We start from the raw sequence: 17,597 nt of genomic DNA on the forward strand, positions 1-17,597 counted from the left end.
TAATCGAGTTCTTTAGGATTTAGGTTCCATAACATAGCCCCACCTTTTTAAACTAGGGTCCCCAAGCAACATCATTTTTTATTTTTTCTCGCTCAGAAAAGGACACCCCTTCTATATAAACCATCCCCCACCTTCCAAAAGTTGATTTTTGTTTTTTTGTTATTTCCCTATCAGTGGATTCTTTTAGCCAGCCATTGTGTATGCTCACGGGAAAAAGCATTCTCAGAATCGTTAACGAAATCAGAGAATGCTTCTTCAGTATCTACCTTCTCAATTTCTCCTCTTACTGTACCTATTTCATGCGCAGTGAGTGAATATGCTGAGGATAATTCTTGAAACTTTTTTACTTGTATCCAGGTCAAACAGGCTCCTGATACTACTACTAAAATCTCTACTGGGAAGTATGGAAAAATGGGAAATTTTATTCTGAGGATTACTAAAATAAGAGCTAAGAAATTGAAGAAAAATAAAAGACCAAACCACAATGATTTCTTATCTCTGTTCTCTTTTGATTTTTTGGTATACCAAGTCCGTTGTTCATCAATACGATGAGTTAAATAAAAATCTTTTCTGTCATTCAAATCCATTTCCCGGACTGTATTCATAAAGTCAGTAACTTGCTCATTTTCACTAAACTCTCCCGCAAAATCAGATGAAAGGTCCCTGTTCTCTCTTAATAACCCCTTCAGTAAATTTCTAAATTCGCTTTTTACTATTTGTACATCCTCACAATCCTCATATGGTTCAGCCCTCATCATATACTTCCATGTACTTGTCTTAATGGATTCTGCCAAGGCCCGACAATTATACCAGCTATTTTCAAAATTCTTAGTAATGATTAAAATTGTTAAGGCTAGAGCAATGAAAAATACAACTGCTGCTACTATTGCTAGAACTGAATTACTTATCCCATAGAAAGAGAAACATGCTCCAATAATTAAACAGCTTAAATAACCTTTTACTGTCAGGTGATGATACCATTGCGTACGATTTGAACCAGTATCAGCTGCCTGGAATAAAGCTGGATAGTCTTGATTTTGCATACTAAAGACCTAATTTGCGATAGACAGAATCATTATAATATCGGGGACCAGAATCAGATGATTGTCTTCTATGATATTCTCCTGGGAAGTTGTTTAAAGCATGCTTAATAATTTCCATTTTAAAAGGAATGTGAACTACATATTCATCTCTAATTATCGGTGGTACAAGAGTCTTGTCTTGACTCCTTTTCCCATTTAAATTCACAGCTATGATGGGCAAGTTTAGATCCTGAGCCATTTCTAATTCCCATCTCACATACCGGTATAGATTCTTAGTTTTCTTGCCAATTAAAACAAGAATCTGTTTGGCTGTTTTAAATCTTTTCCTGAGTTCAGATTTTATGTAACCCTCATTTTGAGCTCTCCGTGTCAAAGCTCCAATATCATGAGCATCATGGAAATCAAAATTAATGTTATCATTATTTTTCCACCCTTTCATATAGGAGTAGGCCCACATATCATTATCCCCGTCAAATACCACGTAAGTTTTGTTTCTATAGCTCATAGTTATTGAAAATTTATTTAGCTTATACCGTCATACCTTTCAAAAGAACCCGTAAATAACGTGGGATCATCATGCCTGCCAGGATCATAGTTATTTGAGAGCCAGCTTAGAAATTCGAGTGCAATTATTTGGTCAACATTTTTATGTCCTTGGCCGGAAATACAAATTTCATTTTGATATTTGTTTGGTATATCAATTGCGCTGTTCCCGAAGTAATAAAAATTTTCAGAAATCAATACATAATCGCCACTTAGATCTCTTTCCAAATTGTAGCCGTTCACAGTACCATCTTCATAACTGTGGTGTGAATTTTCTTGTGTCCAGTTATCACTATCATCTTTATGATAGATATTATCACCATACATTTGGACTAAACTGCCATTCATTATCGGTTTTTTATATTCAAACCTTGGATCTTCCCAATACTGCTGATATGTTATTCTCTCCGTAACATTCATTGCAAATATAAGCTTGCCTTCAGCATTCATCTGCTTTGAACCAGTTCCAAATACCCAATCACCAACATTCAGATTTCTTCGAATTCTCTGTTTACAGCAGGCCAATGTACAATATTGCCCGAATGGATTAGGTGCAAATCCATAATCTCGGGCTACTATGTATGACTTAAATTTCATTAGCAATTTAAATGAGTTATTGTATTAGCAGGTTCTCTAGGATTGCCTTCTGGATCACACCAATTCTCTTCCCCAGTGAGATTTCCTTCAATAGCATCAGCGATTTTTTCAGATCGCCAAGGCACCAAACTGTCACCATATAAGTTAATGCCTTCCGGGACATCATTTTCAGTACCTCCATGCAAATAAATACCGACTATCCGTTTATCTTTTTTATGAGCTTGTTCAATTTCCCAATTAACCCAATCACGATTGTGGGTGTCAGGACCAACAAGACAGATGAAAGTACCAGCCCATTGGATACGCATTCTTAATAAGCGCCGAATGTACTGTGTATTAGTTGCTTGGTTAGGTTTAGAACTATCTATAGAGCTATTCTTTATCTGATAGCCTTGTTTTCCTAATAGCTTCTTGAGCTTGCTTATATTTTCTTCATCCTTACTGTGGTGACTTATAAATACATTTTTTGTCTTATCCATAGTTTTTATTTGTTTCGTTAAAATAAACGGGTCAAATAATTTCGATACTTCGTGCTTTTAAATCTACTTGCAGCTTTCCACCATCATTTTTTCGGAGATAGCGATATATTTTGTATGACTTTAGAATAGCATATTCCCATTCTTTTAAAGTTCTTTGTTTCACTTCAAAAGGTTCTACAAGGCGTTGAATTGTTTTTAATATCTCATAATCAACAGTTTCAACTTCTTCAAAAAAGTTTGTCTCTTTTGCAAAGGGATAAATATATGCTGAAATAGCTTCCTCAATAACAGCTGCTCTAGCTCCGTCTTCTACTTCATCAATTTGGGGATCACTTTTTCTCTTAACCTTGAGTAATTTTCTTAGAACTGGAGACCAACCGAGATATGCGGCAAATCCATAGTGGAAAATATCATGGTATCGATATCCATCATTCTCATATGAATTATCAGTAAGCGGATTTCCTACCTGTTTACCATCAAGAAGAACTTCTACTTTATTATCCCCACTGTTTGCAATTTCGTTGAACTCTAACTCAAAGTTCCGGGGTAGCTGTTCATCTGATGGAAAATTTTTATCGAATAGTTCATAATTATTTTCCCCGTTAAGCATCCATCTGTCTTGGTTTTTTTCAAGGTTTTTTTGTGCTATACTCTCCAGATCAAGATCCATTTTCGTTGCGATATTCGATAAATACCACAACACATCGCCAAGTTCTTCCTCTAGATGAGGTTTAAACTCTTGATATGATTTTCCATCCCTCAACCTTTTTTTAAATTCTGAGATAGTGGAGCCCATTTCCCCCACTAGCCCCAGAATGGGAATTAAGAAGTTGATGAGTTTATTGGAGCCTGGTCTTTGATCAGTCTCCTTTGACTTTATTTGATATTCTCTTAAATCCATGTCATGTAATGGCAATTAATTTTGAAAGAATGATAAAGAAGCCCTCCCGAACCAACGGGCGGGAGGGTCTAACATAAGGCTTATTATTTCTCGCCTACCCAAATAGGAAAAACTTTTCCGTTCTTTGGATAGACCCTTTCGCCGGTATCTGGATGCACGTAATAAGCCCGAAAGATGATTCTCTTTCCAGGCTTGTGCTCAGAATCTTTGGAATTTTCCATCTATGGACCTCCAAACATTTTACAAGTTTGCTATTGCAACAAAGCACAAGCCTCTTTATAATTGCCAATAGAGAAATGGCGTTAGCAGACATACTGCTTTGCGAGCGCTAGTTATAAAGCACTTGGGGCGCTAGTTCCCAAGTTGCGGTCCTTGCTTAAGGAGTTTATGAGCCCGTTTGATGTTAGAGCATCGAACGGGCTTTTCTTTTGCTTAACACAATATAAAGGACATACACTTTGGAGCAAGTAAAAACGGCAATTACTTTTCCACAAAAAGGCGAAGTTATCCACATTTCGCCAGCTTTTTTTATAAAAATTATCATAAATTTTACCTGTATATATTATTTAATCAGGTAGGGTGACACCATGCTGTCATAATTATCCACAATATTTCTACTCTTCAATAGCCATTGGAAAGTAATGCAAAGCATGAACCTATCTACCCATGTTTATATATTGCTTGGAACAGCTTTCCCGATCCAAAGTTTATGATTAAGTCAATTTACATAGATTAAACATTCAATGGACTGGCTGGATGATCCAATAAAGCCGATGCTGGCTAAGCTGACAGAGGAAATACCAACTGGCGATTATCTTTATGAAGTCAAGTGGGACGGTATCCGCGCTATACTGGTCATCAATGAGGGTAAACTCTCCATTTACACACGAAATCAGAATGACGTTACCGACCAATTTCCCGAACTGCAAGACCAGCTATTTGATGTAACAAATGGAGTCTTTGATTGTGAGATCATCTGCCCGGATAAAGAAGGCAAACCCACTTTTAGCCGAATTATTAAACGAGTCCGGACTACAAATGAGCTAAGTATCAAGCGTCTAGCTAAATCTCATCCGGTCCACTGCTACGTGTTTGATTGCCTCTATCTGGATAACAATCTGCTAATAAGCAAACCACTGTGGAGTAGAAGAGAGCAATTGTCTGAAGTATTAAGGCCGAATGAGCAGTACCGGTTAAGTGAAACTTTTAGTGATGGAGACAGACTTTTCAAAGCAGCCAAAGAGCAAAAACTTGAAGGAATCCTGGCCAAGAAAATCGACAGCCAGTATATGCCGGGAAAGCGATCAAGCAGCTGGAAGAAAGTAAAAATCAGACATTATGCCGATTGTAAGATCATTGGTTACACTAAGGGAGAAGGTGATCGCTCCAACACATTTGGGGCTCTTCATGTTGCTGAAATAGATAATAGCGATTTGATCTATCGGGGAAAGGTCGGTACAGGTTTTTCTTATAAAGACATGAAAGAAACGCGTTCATTGCTCGATATGCTTGATAAAACAGATCGGCCAGATTTTGCACCATCTTCCAAGGGAACCGTGTGGGTTAAACCTTTTATTACGGCGGAAATATCGTATAATGAACTGAATCCAAACGGCACTTTTCGAGCACCGGTATTCGAGCGTTTTAAGGTTGAATCCTAATGGAATAGGTAAATACTATTTAAGCAGAAACCACTTTGTTATTCTCATTTGTAACAACGTAATTGTTTTTGAGATTTAATTTATTCGATGACATGCTTGCTTCCATTGCGCCTAATATCTATACCTTTATCGCGGCTGTTATAGTCGCGACTCTTTATCTTTATTTACAGGCGGTACCAAAAACAGCTAGACAATGAGTAACCGGTGTTTGTTGCTTATAGTTCTACTGCTGCTATTACCAGCGTTAGCATTCAGTCAGAGCTTTTACTCTATTTCCCTGCAGAGCGGCTACAAATATACTGCAACCAGCGGATTTGGCGTGGACGGGAGCATCAATATTGGCATTTCGGATTTTTTCGTGTCAGTTTCTCCTTTAAACCTCAATGTAATGCCAAAGGGAGATCGCTACCAAGGTCAACAAGCCGGGGGATGGGAATACTGCCTAGATACGGAGCGAACAGACGTAGTTGATCAATCTCTTTGCTCAGGTAAGCTTAAAGCTATATACGGCTATAGCGGGGATATAAATTATTTAGTAAGGACTGATTACCTACTGCTGGGATTAGGTGGTGGTTACAGGCTAGGAAGAACTGCCACACCGTATCTCAATATTGAGATGATCCTAAATTCTCAGCCCCAGAGATCTGATCATTACTGGTATGGTAGCATTTCTGGTGGTCAGCAAATGATTTCGGTTGGTTTTGGTATAGCTTTTAGTTTATAACAAAATAAAAAAAGGCCAGCCCGCTAAGACTGGCCCGATTCATACCGGAAACATACAGAGTTCAATAGTAAGACCTTTTTGCAGCCGATTCCTTACAAAAAATTTTCATTTCATAGGTTTAACGCCTTCTTCATATTGTTTTTCATATTTTTCTTTGTATAATTCTCCCCCTATGAAATCACTTACAGACAAACAATCCGAGCTCTGGGAGTTTATTGTAGAATATCTTGATGATTACAGCCAGTTTCCCTCGTATGCCGAAATGCAGGAGGAGTTCGGCTATAGTTCTACCAACAGCATCTTCCAACACCTCAACGCCCTGGAAAAGAAAAACTATCTGATAAAGAAAGGGCGAGGGAACTATGACCTCCATCCCAGCAAGCGCAACCAGCTTCCTGGTTTTTATCCCGGCATTCCTGTTAAGGGACGCATTGCTGCGGGAGGGATGCATCAGGCGATAAGCGAAAACCTGGGCCATCTCCCCGTGGAAATTCATCCCTCCAAGTCGGACCACTATTTTGCCCTTATCGTGGATGGGGAAAGCATGATTGATGCGGACATCCGCGATGGCGATTATATTATCATCGATCCACGTCCGCCGAAAGACGGGGAAATCGGAGCAATCCTCTACAACGGGGAAACCACCTTAAAGACGATCCGGAAAAAGTCGGACGGCGTTTTGCTTCAGCCGGAAAATCCTTCTTACGAGCCCATAAGTATTACTCCTGATGAATGGGAAGAAATTACCGTCTTTGGGACCTTTGTAGGTAAAGCCTGGAAGAGCAACGGCAACTGGGGACTAATCTTCCGGTCCGGATAACCCGTTCCACTGGATATCTACGTCCACTTCCTTTTCGTCAAAGAGCATCTGATCGTCAAACTCATATAACAGGATCCAGATGATCTTATCAGCATCATAAACCAGGTGAAAGTAGCGATCTTCGTTGGTGCATATGACAAAATGGACCTGCACGCGCTTGCCCTTGCGCTGGGCATATGAGCGGCGGACTTCTTTAATCTCCAGGATCTCTCCCTTTTTACGCTGGACATACCTCGGTTCGATCCGCTTGTGTTCCCACCCGCTGCGGGAATGCTCCTCGGTGCCTTTAAAGCTGCGGAAGACCGAATACACGTTAACCTTTTCTTTTAGCACTGTTTGCATGGCATGAATAATATATTCTTATTTCATATATTTTTTCATGTATATTAACCATTGATAACCCTCAATATCAACTGTTTTTCATGGTACAAGAGAGCAATATCGACCCCGGTACCTATAACCCCGATGAAGACGTGCACAAGATTACCGACTACCGGTGCGTCAGTCGGGACATGCAACACAGCTCCATCAAGCAGCGCTTATATCTGCACCTGGACATGAACTGCTTTTATGCGCAAGTCGAGCAGCAGTGTTTTAAGCTGCACGGGATGCCCATCTACATTGGCGGGTGGTATAAGGGCGAAAAGGGAATCCCCAGAGGCATTGTGGCCACCAGCTCGTATGAGGCTCGAGCGCTGGGAATAAAGACAGCCATGAGCGCCTACGAGGCCGAGCAGATCTGCCCGTATATCATTGGCCTGCAGGCCGACTATGAGAAGTACAAAGGCATCAGCGGGCTTATTGAAGATGTATTAGAAGAGTTTGCTCCCACGGTGGAGAAGTATTCGATGGATGAGTACTTCCTGGATATCAACTTTCTGCAGGGCAAGCCTCGATCGGAGATCATCCGGTACGGGAAAGCGCTTCGGAACCTGATCTATAAGGAGATCGGGCTAGTCTGCTCGATTGGCATCTCCTACTCGAAAACTTACAGCAAGCTGGCCAGTGACATCAACAAGCCCGATGGACTGACGCTCGTTTTAGACAAAGAGGAAGCCTCGGAGGTATTAGGTCCGCTGCCGTTGGATGAAGTTTGGGGCATAGGACGAAAGCGGTACGAGAAACTGAAAAACAAAGGTCTTCAGACGATAGCTGATGGTATTCAACAGGGATACCAGCTGTTTCAGGACCTATTCGGAGAATACTTTGGAAAAATTATGTATGAGATGGTGGCCGGCAAGGACCGGGCGCGGGTTCTCACCGACCAGCTGGCGACCAAAGAGCAGCTCAACTACATGCATACCTTCAGCACGCAGTCCACTGATGTTACCGAAATAAGGGGAGAGCTGATGAAAGGTATTTCCCGGCTGTGCTACCGCATGAGAGGTTATAACCTGCGGGCCCGATCCTACTTCTGTTACCTGCGGATTCAACACCGGGAGCGTAAAGGCATTAGTTTTCGTTTTAACACAGATGGGTACACCAACCTGGACGGGTACATTCACCACGAGTGCATGAAGAAAGCACGCCCGCGAATTAAGAACCTGCTTAAGGGAGGATATGCACTTCGGGGCATCGGCATCGGGACAGTCAAAGTCGACCATTCAAATCAACAAGAGCTGTTTTTCCGGGAAGATAGCCAGCAGCGCCGCTTTTGCCTGGTTAAGGATGCTATTAATAACAAGTTTGGAAATAACACCTTAACCAAAGCCTCTATTATGGATTCTGTCAAAGGAAAAACGCACTTCCTAGAGCGCTCTTGATTTCTATGGGTTACAGCTGGATTTTCCTTTTTCGAAGATACTATACGGAGAGGAAAGGGCAGTTGCTATGAAGAAATACGGAGATCAATTCAAAGAATTTTGACAGGTAAAACTGCAAGCTGTTTAAAAAGCTTGTTGATTTCCTTGAAACCATTAACTTTCATATTGAGTCTATGAGCTAATGTCTTTGAAGCAAATATAAAGAGGTTAGACTATGTATTTTTTCTATTGCGATGAGACAAATCTACAAGACCATAATCAGTTCTTTGTCTATGGTGGTCTATCAATTCCCGAAATCAATGCGGAAGACCTATCAATGAGGGTTGATGAGATAAGAAGAGAGGCAGAGGTGGAGCAAGATTTTTTACTGAAATTCAATCCAGGTCCTGACAATCTTGATCATCAAGGATTTATTGACCTGAAGCAGAATGTAATTCAGGCAGCTATTGAACATGAATGTAAGATTTTTACCTCAATGATTCACCATAGAATCATTCATGGAGGTGATGTCAATCTTGCTCGGAGACGTGAAATAAATCGTGTGATTTTTAACTTCCATGAATATCTTAGAAACGATTATGGAATGATCTTATTTGATAGATTTGATGATGGTGAGATAGATAATCATCTAAGAGAAAAATTTTCAATTGGTTTGAGAGGATTACCTCACGAAGATCCATATCAGTTAAGTAACATCTTAGGTCTACACTACTCAACTATAGGCCAGTCAAACTTCCCTTCCGTTGTTGACATTATTTTAGGGTCTTTTCGCTTTGCGGTAAATGCATTTTCTTTGGATCAAGATGAACATTTAGAAACTGCTGGTATACTTCTACAATTGCTAGAACCTCTCTTCCTCAAAAATAATAGAGGTGATGTTCAAAGGGCTAGTCTAAACTTTAGCCCAATGGTGGTAAGACATGGAGGTTATCGACGAGATTATACTCAGCTACAGGAATTTTTAGAGTTGAATGGACTTAGATCAGAGCAAGAAATACTAGCTCATTCCTCTCGTAGTACGTGGCACTAATTTTATCTTCAAGGCATCGGCATTTCCAATAGCGAAAAATAAAATATAGACAAGGCAGAATAACATAATAATAGATCTAGGTAGATCGATTATAGATTGCAATAGTGGCAGTTTTGGATTGCTCTTAACTCTTTTTTGTTTGAACAGAAATTAATATCCTCACTCTGAATAGTACGTTCTAAAAAGGAGTCACCGTTTTGCCTCAGATCATATCTTAATAATACTAGAAATTTATCTAATAAAATTGTCAGGAGCTATTAGGATGATTACAATGATCTCTTTATCAACTGTGGAGTATCTCAATCTATTACTAGACATATTCTCGAATGACTTATCACAAATACGATGTGATGAGGATATCCTTACTCGGCTGGGGATAGGAATGATAGAGAAACACTAAACTGTATTATTTCAATTTTTATAGTATGGAAAAAGAGTTTAGTAAGTATAAAGTTGGTAATCCGTCAAAGGAGAAAAATTGGACTAATAGAAAGTGTTGTCCCATGTCAAAAGTTTGGCACGTGTGTCATATACCAACTGCCATAAATATTATAAGAGATGATAAAATCAAGCCAAGATTAGTATTTGATGAATCTAAACTAAATACTACCAGAACAAGAGTTTGTTGGCTTTCACCAAATACTTGGGGGCCTGGTTATAGATATGGAACCATTAGTTTTGAATTTGAACTTGAGGAAATTCTAAAAAACAAGAACATTTATTGGGTTGAAGTTATTGATGATTATAAAATACCAGCTTGTAGAATCTTGATTACCAATAAAGAGAGAACAGATCTAAAACCCTATGATCCAAGAAAGAAAATAGGTCCTTGGTGGTATGATTTTGAGAATGAACAACATTACTACAACAATTATATTTGCCTCGAGCTTATGGTGGAAGACAAGATTATGCTAGATAAATTGTCGAAGATTGAATTTGAAGATCACCATCATTCTTGGTGCTCACAACACAGCAATTCACCTGAAAATTGTCCTGAACTAGATATGCAATCATCTCAGGCAGGGGCTATTTTCTTAGCTAAGATAATTTCTCAATCAATCGAATTATCACAAATAAAGGACTCATTTTTTAGGGATAAAGAAAATTTTTCATGTAGTTTTTCAAATGCCTTAATGAAGTTGATTCCAAGAAATTTTCATGATGCGAATTATCAAAGTATAATTACCGAAGATTCTGATAGAGTTATACCAATTGTAAGAGGAGTTTTAAACTCCTTAGCTTTAAAACAATATGATGAAGCATTGAAGTTGGGCACCTTATTAGACTCAGAAGAAACTATAATAAACAAATCTTTGAGTATGCTTTCTGAATTAATGGAATATGACAATATTACCAAACTTAAAAAAGCTATTTACCTATAATTTCCTCACCTACATCTTAGGACCTACTTCCTAATTGGCTAATTAAAAGTCGATCTTTTATTCTAGTTTAGAAGGGGAGATTTTTCCCCAGTAAAGATGAATTAATTTATCTAACCAAGTGATAATTTCATCTTTTTTCTTGTACAAATATATGAAAGGTCCTATAGATATAGCTGAAGATATAACAGAAGACAAGATCGTAGCTACGGGTCCCTCTCCTAAGCCACTAGCAAATAAGACAGCTTGATATATTAAAAAAAGGAATAAAATTACTAGTGAAAGAAATGATAAATTGAATGCAATTCCAGCAAGACGTTTTGAACGTATTTTAAAATTTTCAATAAAACGGTGTTGCTTTTCTCTTAATTCAATATCCTCTAATCCTTTCAGGACAATTATGTGTTTAATAGAGGCCTGAGCGATTATTTCTCCAATATGGTCTAACCCTATTCGCAGATCTTCTTTGGCTGCTTTAAAAGCATTATTGAGTTCTAATTCCGTTAATGAATTCCCCGAACCAGCAATAATAAATAGTAGTACCTTGGTATACGAATTTTGCGAGCTACTTCCATTGATAGTTAGATGAATAGATTCAGTAAACTTTTTCTTTTCTCCGCCTTGGCTATTTAGCCTTGTTAAGCACAAATCATTTATCCAACTGCGTGAAATCCCAAACTTTATCACTCCAGAGGCTATTACAAATAACATTATATCATCATAAATCCATTGGCTATATTTATCATATTGCCTTTCTTTTATATAAGAGAGAGAGCGTTCAAATTTAGGCTTGTCATCTTCTTGTACCGCAACCATCGCTGCCAATACATGATGCCTGATATCTGACTCCTTGTATTGGTTTTTAGCTTCTATCCGTTGATCGGTTACAAACTCTTTGAAAACACTTAAATATTCCGAACTTCTTTCATTCATATTATAGGAACCATTTCTTTCGCCTCATTACATTAAGGAGTGATTCTGGAGTATACTCTGGTACATCTCGGAGTTTACCTAACAATCTTGCAATCATATTAGCATAATATAAAGTAACTGGCATGTGCGTTGGATTAATCGAACGCCATGAGTGGTGAGAGAATTTAAAAACCTGCTGGACAATATGATGCATATCCTTAAAAGTTGACTCTTGATGTAAGCGTATTAAAACTGGACTACTCGGAGCTTGTCCCGGAATATTTAATTCATCTGCTCCTAATGTTGTTAAAAGACATTCAGATTCATTTAGGATTAAATTGGTACCTCGTAATGGTACAAACTTTCTATTTACTCTACCTCCTTTATTTCTTCGAGCTCCCTTAGACTTTTTATCAAATAATAAGAATGGATGATTTTTTACTACTTGAACAAAGGCAAACTTTATTTCAAAATCCTCAAATTCATTAACGAGCTCTTGTATTACCCTTAATTCAGTATTCTTCATAGGTTTGAATACGTGAAAAATAAACCTAACTGTTTGTCCTTCTTTCCACGCCATTTCTTGACTTAATCGGTTGACCGACCTTTTCAAACTCAAAAGCAATTCTTCAAAGAAATTATCATAATCAGTTGCTTTACTGTTGTCAGAAAAAAGTAGGTTCCCATCACTTGAGAAAAAAGTGGTCAGGCCAACAATCCTAGAGTTTTCATTCCCACTGTATTGATTATCTCTTATATAAGTATGACTAACTCCCACGACAATTTCCCAATCTACATCATTAGAAGATGGTAAAACCCAAGGAACGCCCCCCATCTTAGAATAAATCTGAAGAGCTAATGGAGCTAAAATATATTGTAGACTCCTTTTATTTCGTGTATTTCTTGCTTGAAGGGCTTGAACTGGTATTCCTTGCGAAAGTAAAAATGCCTTAACCTGATAGTAAGGATTCTCTTTAGGAGTAGTATATTCATCTTTATCAGTACCCTCTAGAACCACTAAATCATAGTCATTTTGCGCTAATTTTTGTCTAATGACATGGAGATAAGCATCGGGAGTAGAATCAGCTATTTCGGCAAAATCAAAATTTAATTCTTGTAAACGGAATAGATCCTTCATACCCCTTCTATAGTAACTACTTGATGTTATTCCATCCCTTAGTGATCCCATCGCAGAAGAAAATCCACCTCTTGATTGTGAATGACATACTACTAGGATTTTTGGGGACTTTGGTGTAAAAGAATTTGAATCAAAAGGTCCAAACTCTTTTAACCCTTTGATTATAGATGAACTAGCAGATCCTGTACCATAATCAAAAATGAACTTGTTCGATTCAAGAGAATAGTCATTATGTATTAATTCAGAGTTTTTTGAGAAAATAAATTCAAATTCATCTTTACTATAATATCTCCATTTGCAAAAACCATTAGATACTAAGTTCCTAATTTTGCTGTAGTAATCTTTGTAATCAGATTTTATATAACTGCTTTTTCTAGCTTTACTTACTATTTTATCTGCCTGTTCTTTATTTAAAACTTGAGAAAGAAGTTCCTTTATCTCAGAGGTATTTCGTCTGAGATAAAGCTCATCTGTTGGCAATTCAACTTTACCATAATTAGAATCTATTTTAGCAGTATCTCCACTTATTTCTGCTATAGGTCCTAAAAATGATTCTGATGGAGCAAGAATACCTTTTTTCCCAGGAATAGGCTCAGAATGAATGGCATTAAGACCTTTAAGCTTAAACCCTCTTTTACTTAACCTCCCGATATTTTCTTTGATATCCCATCTATGGTTAATATTTATCGCGAACCCATATTTTAACCCACCCTTACTTGATGTTATAGTCCTCAATGCAATCTCATATTGGCGATCAAAAGAAATGAAATCTTTTAATTTATCAGGTAAATGAGATCTAACTGCATCATGACTATCTTTATTTGAAATAAAAGAAAATGGATGAAAATTTAGGGGTACTATATCCTCTGTATTTTGAATAAATGCACGAAAAAAGATATGCTTAATTAAGGAAGAAGTAGTTTCTTGAGATTCATTTGGAACAACCTGCACATCTTCACCTTCAATTTGCTCTCCCTCCATCCATGATCCAATAATTTGATCACCAACCCTAAAGAAGGAATGTGTCTCATTGTATTCTTTTCGTAATTTCCTAAGCTTATCTCTTGAATATGGGAAAATTTTTAACTCAATATATTCAGGATGATAAAGATCTATAGGAAAGAAGTTCGTCAAAATACTCTTTGATGACATATGTGGTGTAGTAGTCTATTGTTTTGTTTTCTTTTTAAATAGATTAATCATTGTGATAGCACAAGTAGTAAATAATGAAATAGTAGTAAATGCAAATTTTAAGACTAGCAAAATCATAGAAAATGAAAATTAATTTTGACATTCCTTGGCCAAGTGAAAACGATTCGATACACAATAAAAGTAAAGAAGGTCACGATGCTATAATAAAAGCTTTAACTCCAAGTTTTTACTCTTATGCGAATTCATATAAAAATGCTGCAGACTTGATATATCAACATAGAAATGATTATCAATCTTGGGAAGTAGATAGCTTGGTATATCCTATGTTTTTCCTGTATAGACAATATTTGGAATTACTCTTAAAAGAAATAATCAAGACAGGAGATGAGATTTATCATACAAATGAACTACAGAGTAACTTCCACCACAGGATATTAGAATTATGGGATAAATCGGATAAAATACTTAAAAAAGCTGACATCATTAATAGTAAAGTAGAGCAAAATATAGTTAGAGATATAATTATTGAGTTTAACAAGATCGATCCCCAATCTTTTTCATTCCGTTACCCCATGGACAAAGACCAAAATAAAAACTTAAAAGATCTTGATTCAATAGATATGAGAAATCTCTATGATATAATGCAGAAAGTGGGAAACTATATCGAGGCTTGTATAATTGATCTATACAATTACCAAAGTTACATGAGCTCTTGATATTTATAGTTCACTGATCGTCATACAATTTGAAATCTAACATTATGATAATCCCATAATTCACTTATTAACTTTCTTTCTATACTTACGTCATCATTATTGGGATTAAAGCGACCACTTATTGAACTTCGAATATTCCTATTTCGCGTTGTATCGATAAATGTATAAATAACGAAATCGAATTGTTTACTATATAGAATTGCTTGCCCTAGACCTGATCGTAAATTTGAACCCGAATCTCCCCTCTTTAATTACTATAGTAACTGATGTTTGACTTCGATCAGAAATAAATAACTTTGCATCTGGTCTATGATTAGTATTAAACAATGCGAAGTTTTTCACACTATGATACTTGTTTTGTTCCCATCGGAAATATTTCATGGATTTCATTCTTGTAATACTCTTCATCTTCATGATAATGACTAGCCAAATAGCTGGGAATACCCTCCATTAATTCATAGAAAATGGCTTTTTGCAACTCTCTTTCTGAATTATCGCGCTTCGTTGTATCATCGAAATAACGATAGTTCTTAATACAATCAGCTAAATCGTTAATCAACTTTATTCTTCTCTCGGTTTTACGTGCAGTAGTCATAGCTATTGTATTTTTAAGTCAGAATAACAACAACGATGATTTTTAGAGAAACCATCAAGTTTCTAAATCGTTTTGGAAAGACCTTCCCAAAAATATACACCTAAAAATATCCCATTTCTTGGTATAAGAATAATGCGGGCCGTATAGAACGGCCTTTCAACATATTCTTAACCAACCAAGGAGGTTCTTATGGACTTAAAAGATTTTTGCTTTCCCGTCGCTGAGCGGCGTGTCGCTGTTGATGATTTCCAAAGCGAATTCGTTGACTGGAGCAACGAAAACACTTATCTACAAAACGATTACAAGAGTATCGTCCGTGACGATACTAACGAAGTAATCAGTATTGTGAAAGATTCCTATCGGATCATTCGCAACGAAACACTTATCAATGAACTGCTGCAGTTTTTAGCCGTCAGCGGGGAGGAATTCAAGATAGATGCATCACATTCCTTCGTCCGCAATAATCGCATGCGGCTGATGATTACCTTTCCCAACCTGACGCTGCATGATTCGGAGTCTGATATCAATCTATCGCTCTACCTTCATAACTCGTATGATATGTCGGAAGGTGTGCGCTTCTACTTTGGAGCCATCCGTGCTATTTGTGCCAATGGCATGATATTCGGAGAGATCTTGGGGCGATATTACTCCAAGCATACCTCGGGCTTTAGCCTGGAGGATTTCTCGGAGAAGCTCGACGAAGCCAAGGCCCATTTCCCAAAGATTCAACAGCGGATTAGCATGTTGGAGAATGTTCCTGCTAATGAGGAACTCGTGGAAGGTATCAGCAACAAGATATCCAAGCGACTGGCTGACCAAATACTGGAGGAGCACGATGTTAATCGCATTTCTCAATGGCAATTGCTCAACCGCGTGACTAATTATATCTCCCATGATGTAGACAAGCCGCATCGGGCCCGCCACCAGCGAAGCGTATCCCAACTATTTGGGATATAGGTGCTGATATGAGCTTAGGTAAATTGATCGTAAAAATCATCATCATCATAACCAGAAAATAATGCTATGAAAGATTTAATCGATTCTGCCACGGAATTTATCCGTGATGTACTTCGGATTGTGCTCTTGGATGAGCACCCCACCGAGGAAGATGACCAAAAAGGCCGCCACTGAGCGGCCTTTTTTATTGGAATACACAAATTTGAACCCCTTTAAACAGCAAAAACTATGAATACCGACTATAACTCAGAAATTCCTACTGATCAGTGGGTCAAAGAGCGCCAGAACTACATTGGTGGCAGTGATATGGCTGCCGTTCTTGGAGAATCAAACTATACTACTCCACTACAGTTGTGGATGCGTAAAAAAGGATTGGTTGAACCCGAGACTAATAATCCTGTAGCAGATTTTGGGAACGTATTCGAGCCTGTAATGGCAGGCTACTTCGAAGATGTTACCGGTCTTAAAACAAGGCGGGTTAATAAGCCTTTTGTTCATGATGAGCATGATTTTCTTCGTGCCAATATTGATCGCCAGATCCTTAATGGAGACGGTGTAGAGGGTACTGGACTACTGGAGCTAAAGACTACGACAAGCCATAGATTAAAAGCATTGGATTATCAGTATCCCAAATCATGGGATCTGCAAATTCAGTGGTATCTAGGTATTACGGGTTATTCCTATGCCTATCTTTTCCTTTATACTCGGGACGAATGTGAGTTTTACGAACCCATCTATATAAAGAAAAATCCAGAGCTAATCGAGGAGATAGCTATCCGGGCCATCGAATGGTGGCAAAGGCACATGGTTCAAGGAAAAAGGCCAGTCTCTCAAAATGAGGAAGACTTGCTCATTCTCTATCCGGACTCTTCGGATGGGAAGGTTGTGGAGGCCACCAAGTCTGATCGTCAGCTCTACCAGCAACTTAAACAGGTACGGGCCGAAAAGTCTGAACTCGAAGATCAGGAGACTGAGCTGAAAAACCTGCTCAAGGACCAGCTCGGAGATGCCGAACGTCTCGTCTACGGCGGCCGCACCTTAGTCTCGTGGAAATCCTATAGCAGGAAGAGGCTCGACTCCAAGAAGCTTCGAAAGGAAAAGCCGGAGGTCTATGCCGCTTATCAAACTGAGAGCTCCTACCGGCGATTTTCAGTTAAATAATTTCAATAACAAACAAGGAGGTAATT

The 17,597-nt window shown here is 38.1% G+C and carries 18 protein-coding genes; 9 read left to right on the forward strand and 9 right to left on the reverse strand.

Going from position 1 to position 17,597, the window contains the following annotated elements; all coding sequences use genetic code 11:
* Positions 1-170: 170 nt before the first annotated feature.
* The 5 genes from ACT3ID_RS14485 to ACT3ID_RS14505 are packed head-to-tail and all read right to left on the reverse strand — an operon-like array spanning position 171 to position 3,563.
* Positions 171-1,043: a DUF4231 domain-containing protein gene (locus ACT3ID_RS14485; RefSeq protein ID WP_491542767.1), complete on the reverse strand. Its 873-nt coding sequence runs from the start codon at positions 1,041-1,043 to the stop codon at positions 171-173.
* A 1-nt stretch (position 1,044) separates the two neighbouring features.
* Complete coding sequence (locus ACT3ID_RS14490) at positions 1,045-1,548, reverse strand: TIR domain-containing protein (protein WP_491542768.1); 504 nt, start codon at positions 1,546-1,548, stop codon at positions 1,045-1,047.
* Between the two features lie 17 nt (positions 1,549-1,565).
* The gene (locus ACT3ID_RS14495) at positions 1,566-2,183 is read right to left on the reverse strand and encodes an Nmad2 family putative nucleotide modification protein (RefSeq protein ID WP_491542769.1); all 618 of its coding nucleotides are present in this window, start codon (positions 2,181-2,183) and stop codon (positions 1,566-1,568) included.
* Positions 2,183-2,662: a TIR domain-containing protein gene (locus ACT3ID_RS14500; protein WP_491542770.1), complete on the reverse strand. Its 480-nt coding sequence runs from the start codon at positions 2,660-2,662 to the stop codon at positions 2,183-2,185. The genes ACT3ID_RS14495 and ACT3ID_RS14500 overlap by 1 nt, the downstream gene beginning before the upstream one ends.
* A gap of 31 nt (positions 2,663-2,693) precedes the next feature.
* Entirely contained in the window at positions 2,694-3,563 is an 870-nt protein-coding gene (locus ACT3ID_RS14505; RefSeq protein ID WP_491542771.1) for a nucleoside triphosphate pyrophosphohydrolase family protein, read from the reverse strand.
* 743 nt (positions 3,564-4,306) lie between these two features.
* Between ACT3ID_RS14505 and ligD the strand changes: the two genes are divergently transcribed.
* From ligD to lexA, 3 genes are all read left to right on the forward strand, one after another.
* Entirely contained in the window at positions 4,307-5,224 is a 918-nt protein-coding gene (gene ligD, locus ACT3ID_RS14510) for a non-homologous end-joining DNA ligase (RefSeq protein WP_491542772.1), read from the forward strand.
* 193 nt (positions 5,225-5,417) lie between these two features.
* Positions 5,418-5,948 carry a hypothetical protein gene (locus tag ACT3ID_RS14515; RefSeq protein WP_491542773.1) on the forward strand — a complete coding sequence of 177 codons (531 nt, stop codon included), beginning with the start codon at positions 5,418-5,420 and terminating at the stop codon, positions 5,946-5,948.
* Between the two features lie 172 nt (positions 5,949-6,120).
* Positions 6,121-6,768, forward strand: coding sequence for a transcriptional repressor LexA (gene lexA / locus ACT3ID_RS14520; protein WP_491542774.1), 648 nt, complete (start codon positions 6,121-6,123; stop codon positions 6,766-6,768).
* On the opposite strand, the gene ACT3ID_RS14525 is transcribed toward lexA, so the two are convergent.
* Positions 6,748-7,110, reverse strand: a complete 363-nt coding sequence (locus ACT3ID_RS14525) for a hypothetical protein (protein ID WP_491542775.1) — start codon at positions 7,108-7,110, stop codon at positions 6,748-6,750. The two genes, lexA and ACT3ID_RS14525, sit on opposite strands and share 21 nt — an antisense overlap.
* An 80-nt stretch (positions 7,111-7,190) precedes the next feature.
* Here ACT3ID_RS14525 and ACT3ID_RS14530 point away from each other — a divergent pair, with 80 nt between their 5' ends.
* The 3 genes from ACT3ID_RS14530 (at position 7,191) to ACT3ID_RS14540 (ending at position 10,943) form a co-directional block, all read left to right on the forward strand.
* A complete protein-coding gene (locus tag ACT3ID_RS14530; protein ID WP_491542776.1) occupies positions 7,191-8,531 on the forward strand; it encodes a Y-family DNA polymerase in 1,341 nt (446 codons plus the stop codon).
* 214 nt (positions 8,532-8,745) lie between these two features.
* The gene (locus tag ACT3ID_RS14535; RefSeq protein WP_491542777.1) at positions 8,746-9,561 is read left to right on the forward strand and encodes a DUF3800 domain-containing protein; all 816 of its coding nucleotides are present in this window, start codon (positions 8,746-8,748) and stop codon (positions 9,559-9,561) included.
* A gap of 425 nt (positions 9,562-9,986) precedes the next feature.
* Positions 9,987-10,943: a hypothetical protein gene (locus tag ACT3ID_RS14540; protein WP_491542778.1), complete on the forward strand. Its 957-nt coding sequence runs from the start codon at positions 9,987-9,989 to the stop codon at positions 10,941-10,943.
* Positions 10,944-11,000: 57 nt separating this feature from the next.
* Here ACT3ID_RS14540 and ACT3ID_RS14545 read toward each other — a convergent pair whose 3' ends face one another.
* Both ACT3ID_RS14545 and ACT3ID_RS14550 read right to left on the reverse strand, forming a co-directional pair.
* Positions 11,001-11,873, reverse strand: coding sequence for a hypothetical protein (locus ACT3ID_RS14545; RefSeq protein ID WP_491542779.1), 873 nt, complete (start codon positions 11,871-11,873; stop codon positions 11,001-11,003).
* Between the two features lies 1 nt (position 11,874).
* A complete protein-coding gene (locus ACT3ID_RS14550; RefSeq protein ID WP_491542780.1) occupies positions 11,875-14,142 on the reverse strand; it encodes an argonaute/piwi family protein in 2,268 nt (755 codons plus the stop codon).
* 122 nt (positions 14,143-14,264) lie between these two features.
* Here ACT3ID_RS14550 and ACT3ID_RS14555 point away from each other — a divergent pair, with 122 nt between their 5' ends.
* Entirely contained in the window at positions 14,265-14,858 is a 594-nt protein-coding gene (locus ACT3ID_RS14555; RefSeq protein ID WP_491542781.1) for a hypothetical protein, read from the forward strand.
* 343 nt (positions 14,859-15,201) lie between these two features.
* On the opposite strand, the gene ACT3ID_RS14560 is transcribed toward ACT3ID_RS14555, so the two are convergent.
* Entirely contained in the window at positions 15,202-15,453 is a 252-nt protein-coding gene (locus ACT3ID_RS14560; RefSeq protein WP_491542782.1) for a hypothetical protein, read from the reverse strand.
* A 189-nt stretch (positions 15,454-15,642) separates the two neighbouring features.
* On the opposite strand from ACT3ID_RS14560, the gene ACT3ID_RS14565 reads away from it, so the two are divergent.
* On the forward strand, positions 15,643-16,410 hold the full coding sequence (locus ACT3ID_RS14565) for a DUF932 domain-containing protein (protein ID WP_491542783.1): 768 nt from the start codon (positions 15,643-15,645) through the stop codon (positions 16,408-16,410).
* Positions 16,411-16,638: 228 nt separating this feature from the next.
* The gene (locus ACT3ID_RS14570) at positions 16,639-17,571 is read left to right on the forward strand and encodes a YqaJ viral recombinase family nuclease (RefSeq protein ID WP_491542784.1); all 933 of its coding nucleotides are present in this window, start codon (positions 16,639-16,641) and stop codon (positions 17,569-17,571) included.
* Positions 17,572-17,597: the final 26 nt, after the last annotated feature.

This window comes from Fodinibius sp. GM108, from assembly GCF_058386985.1.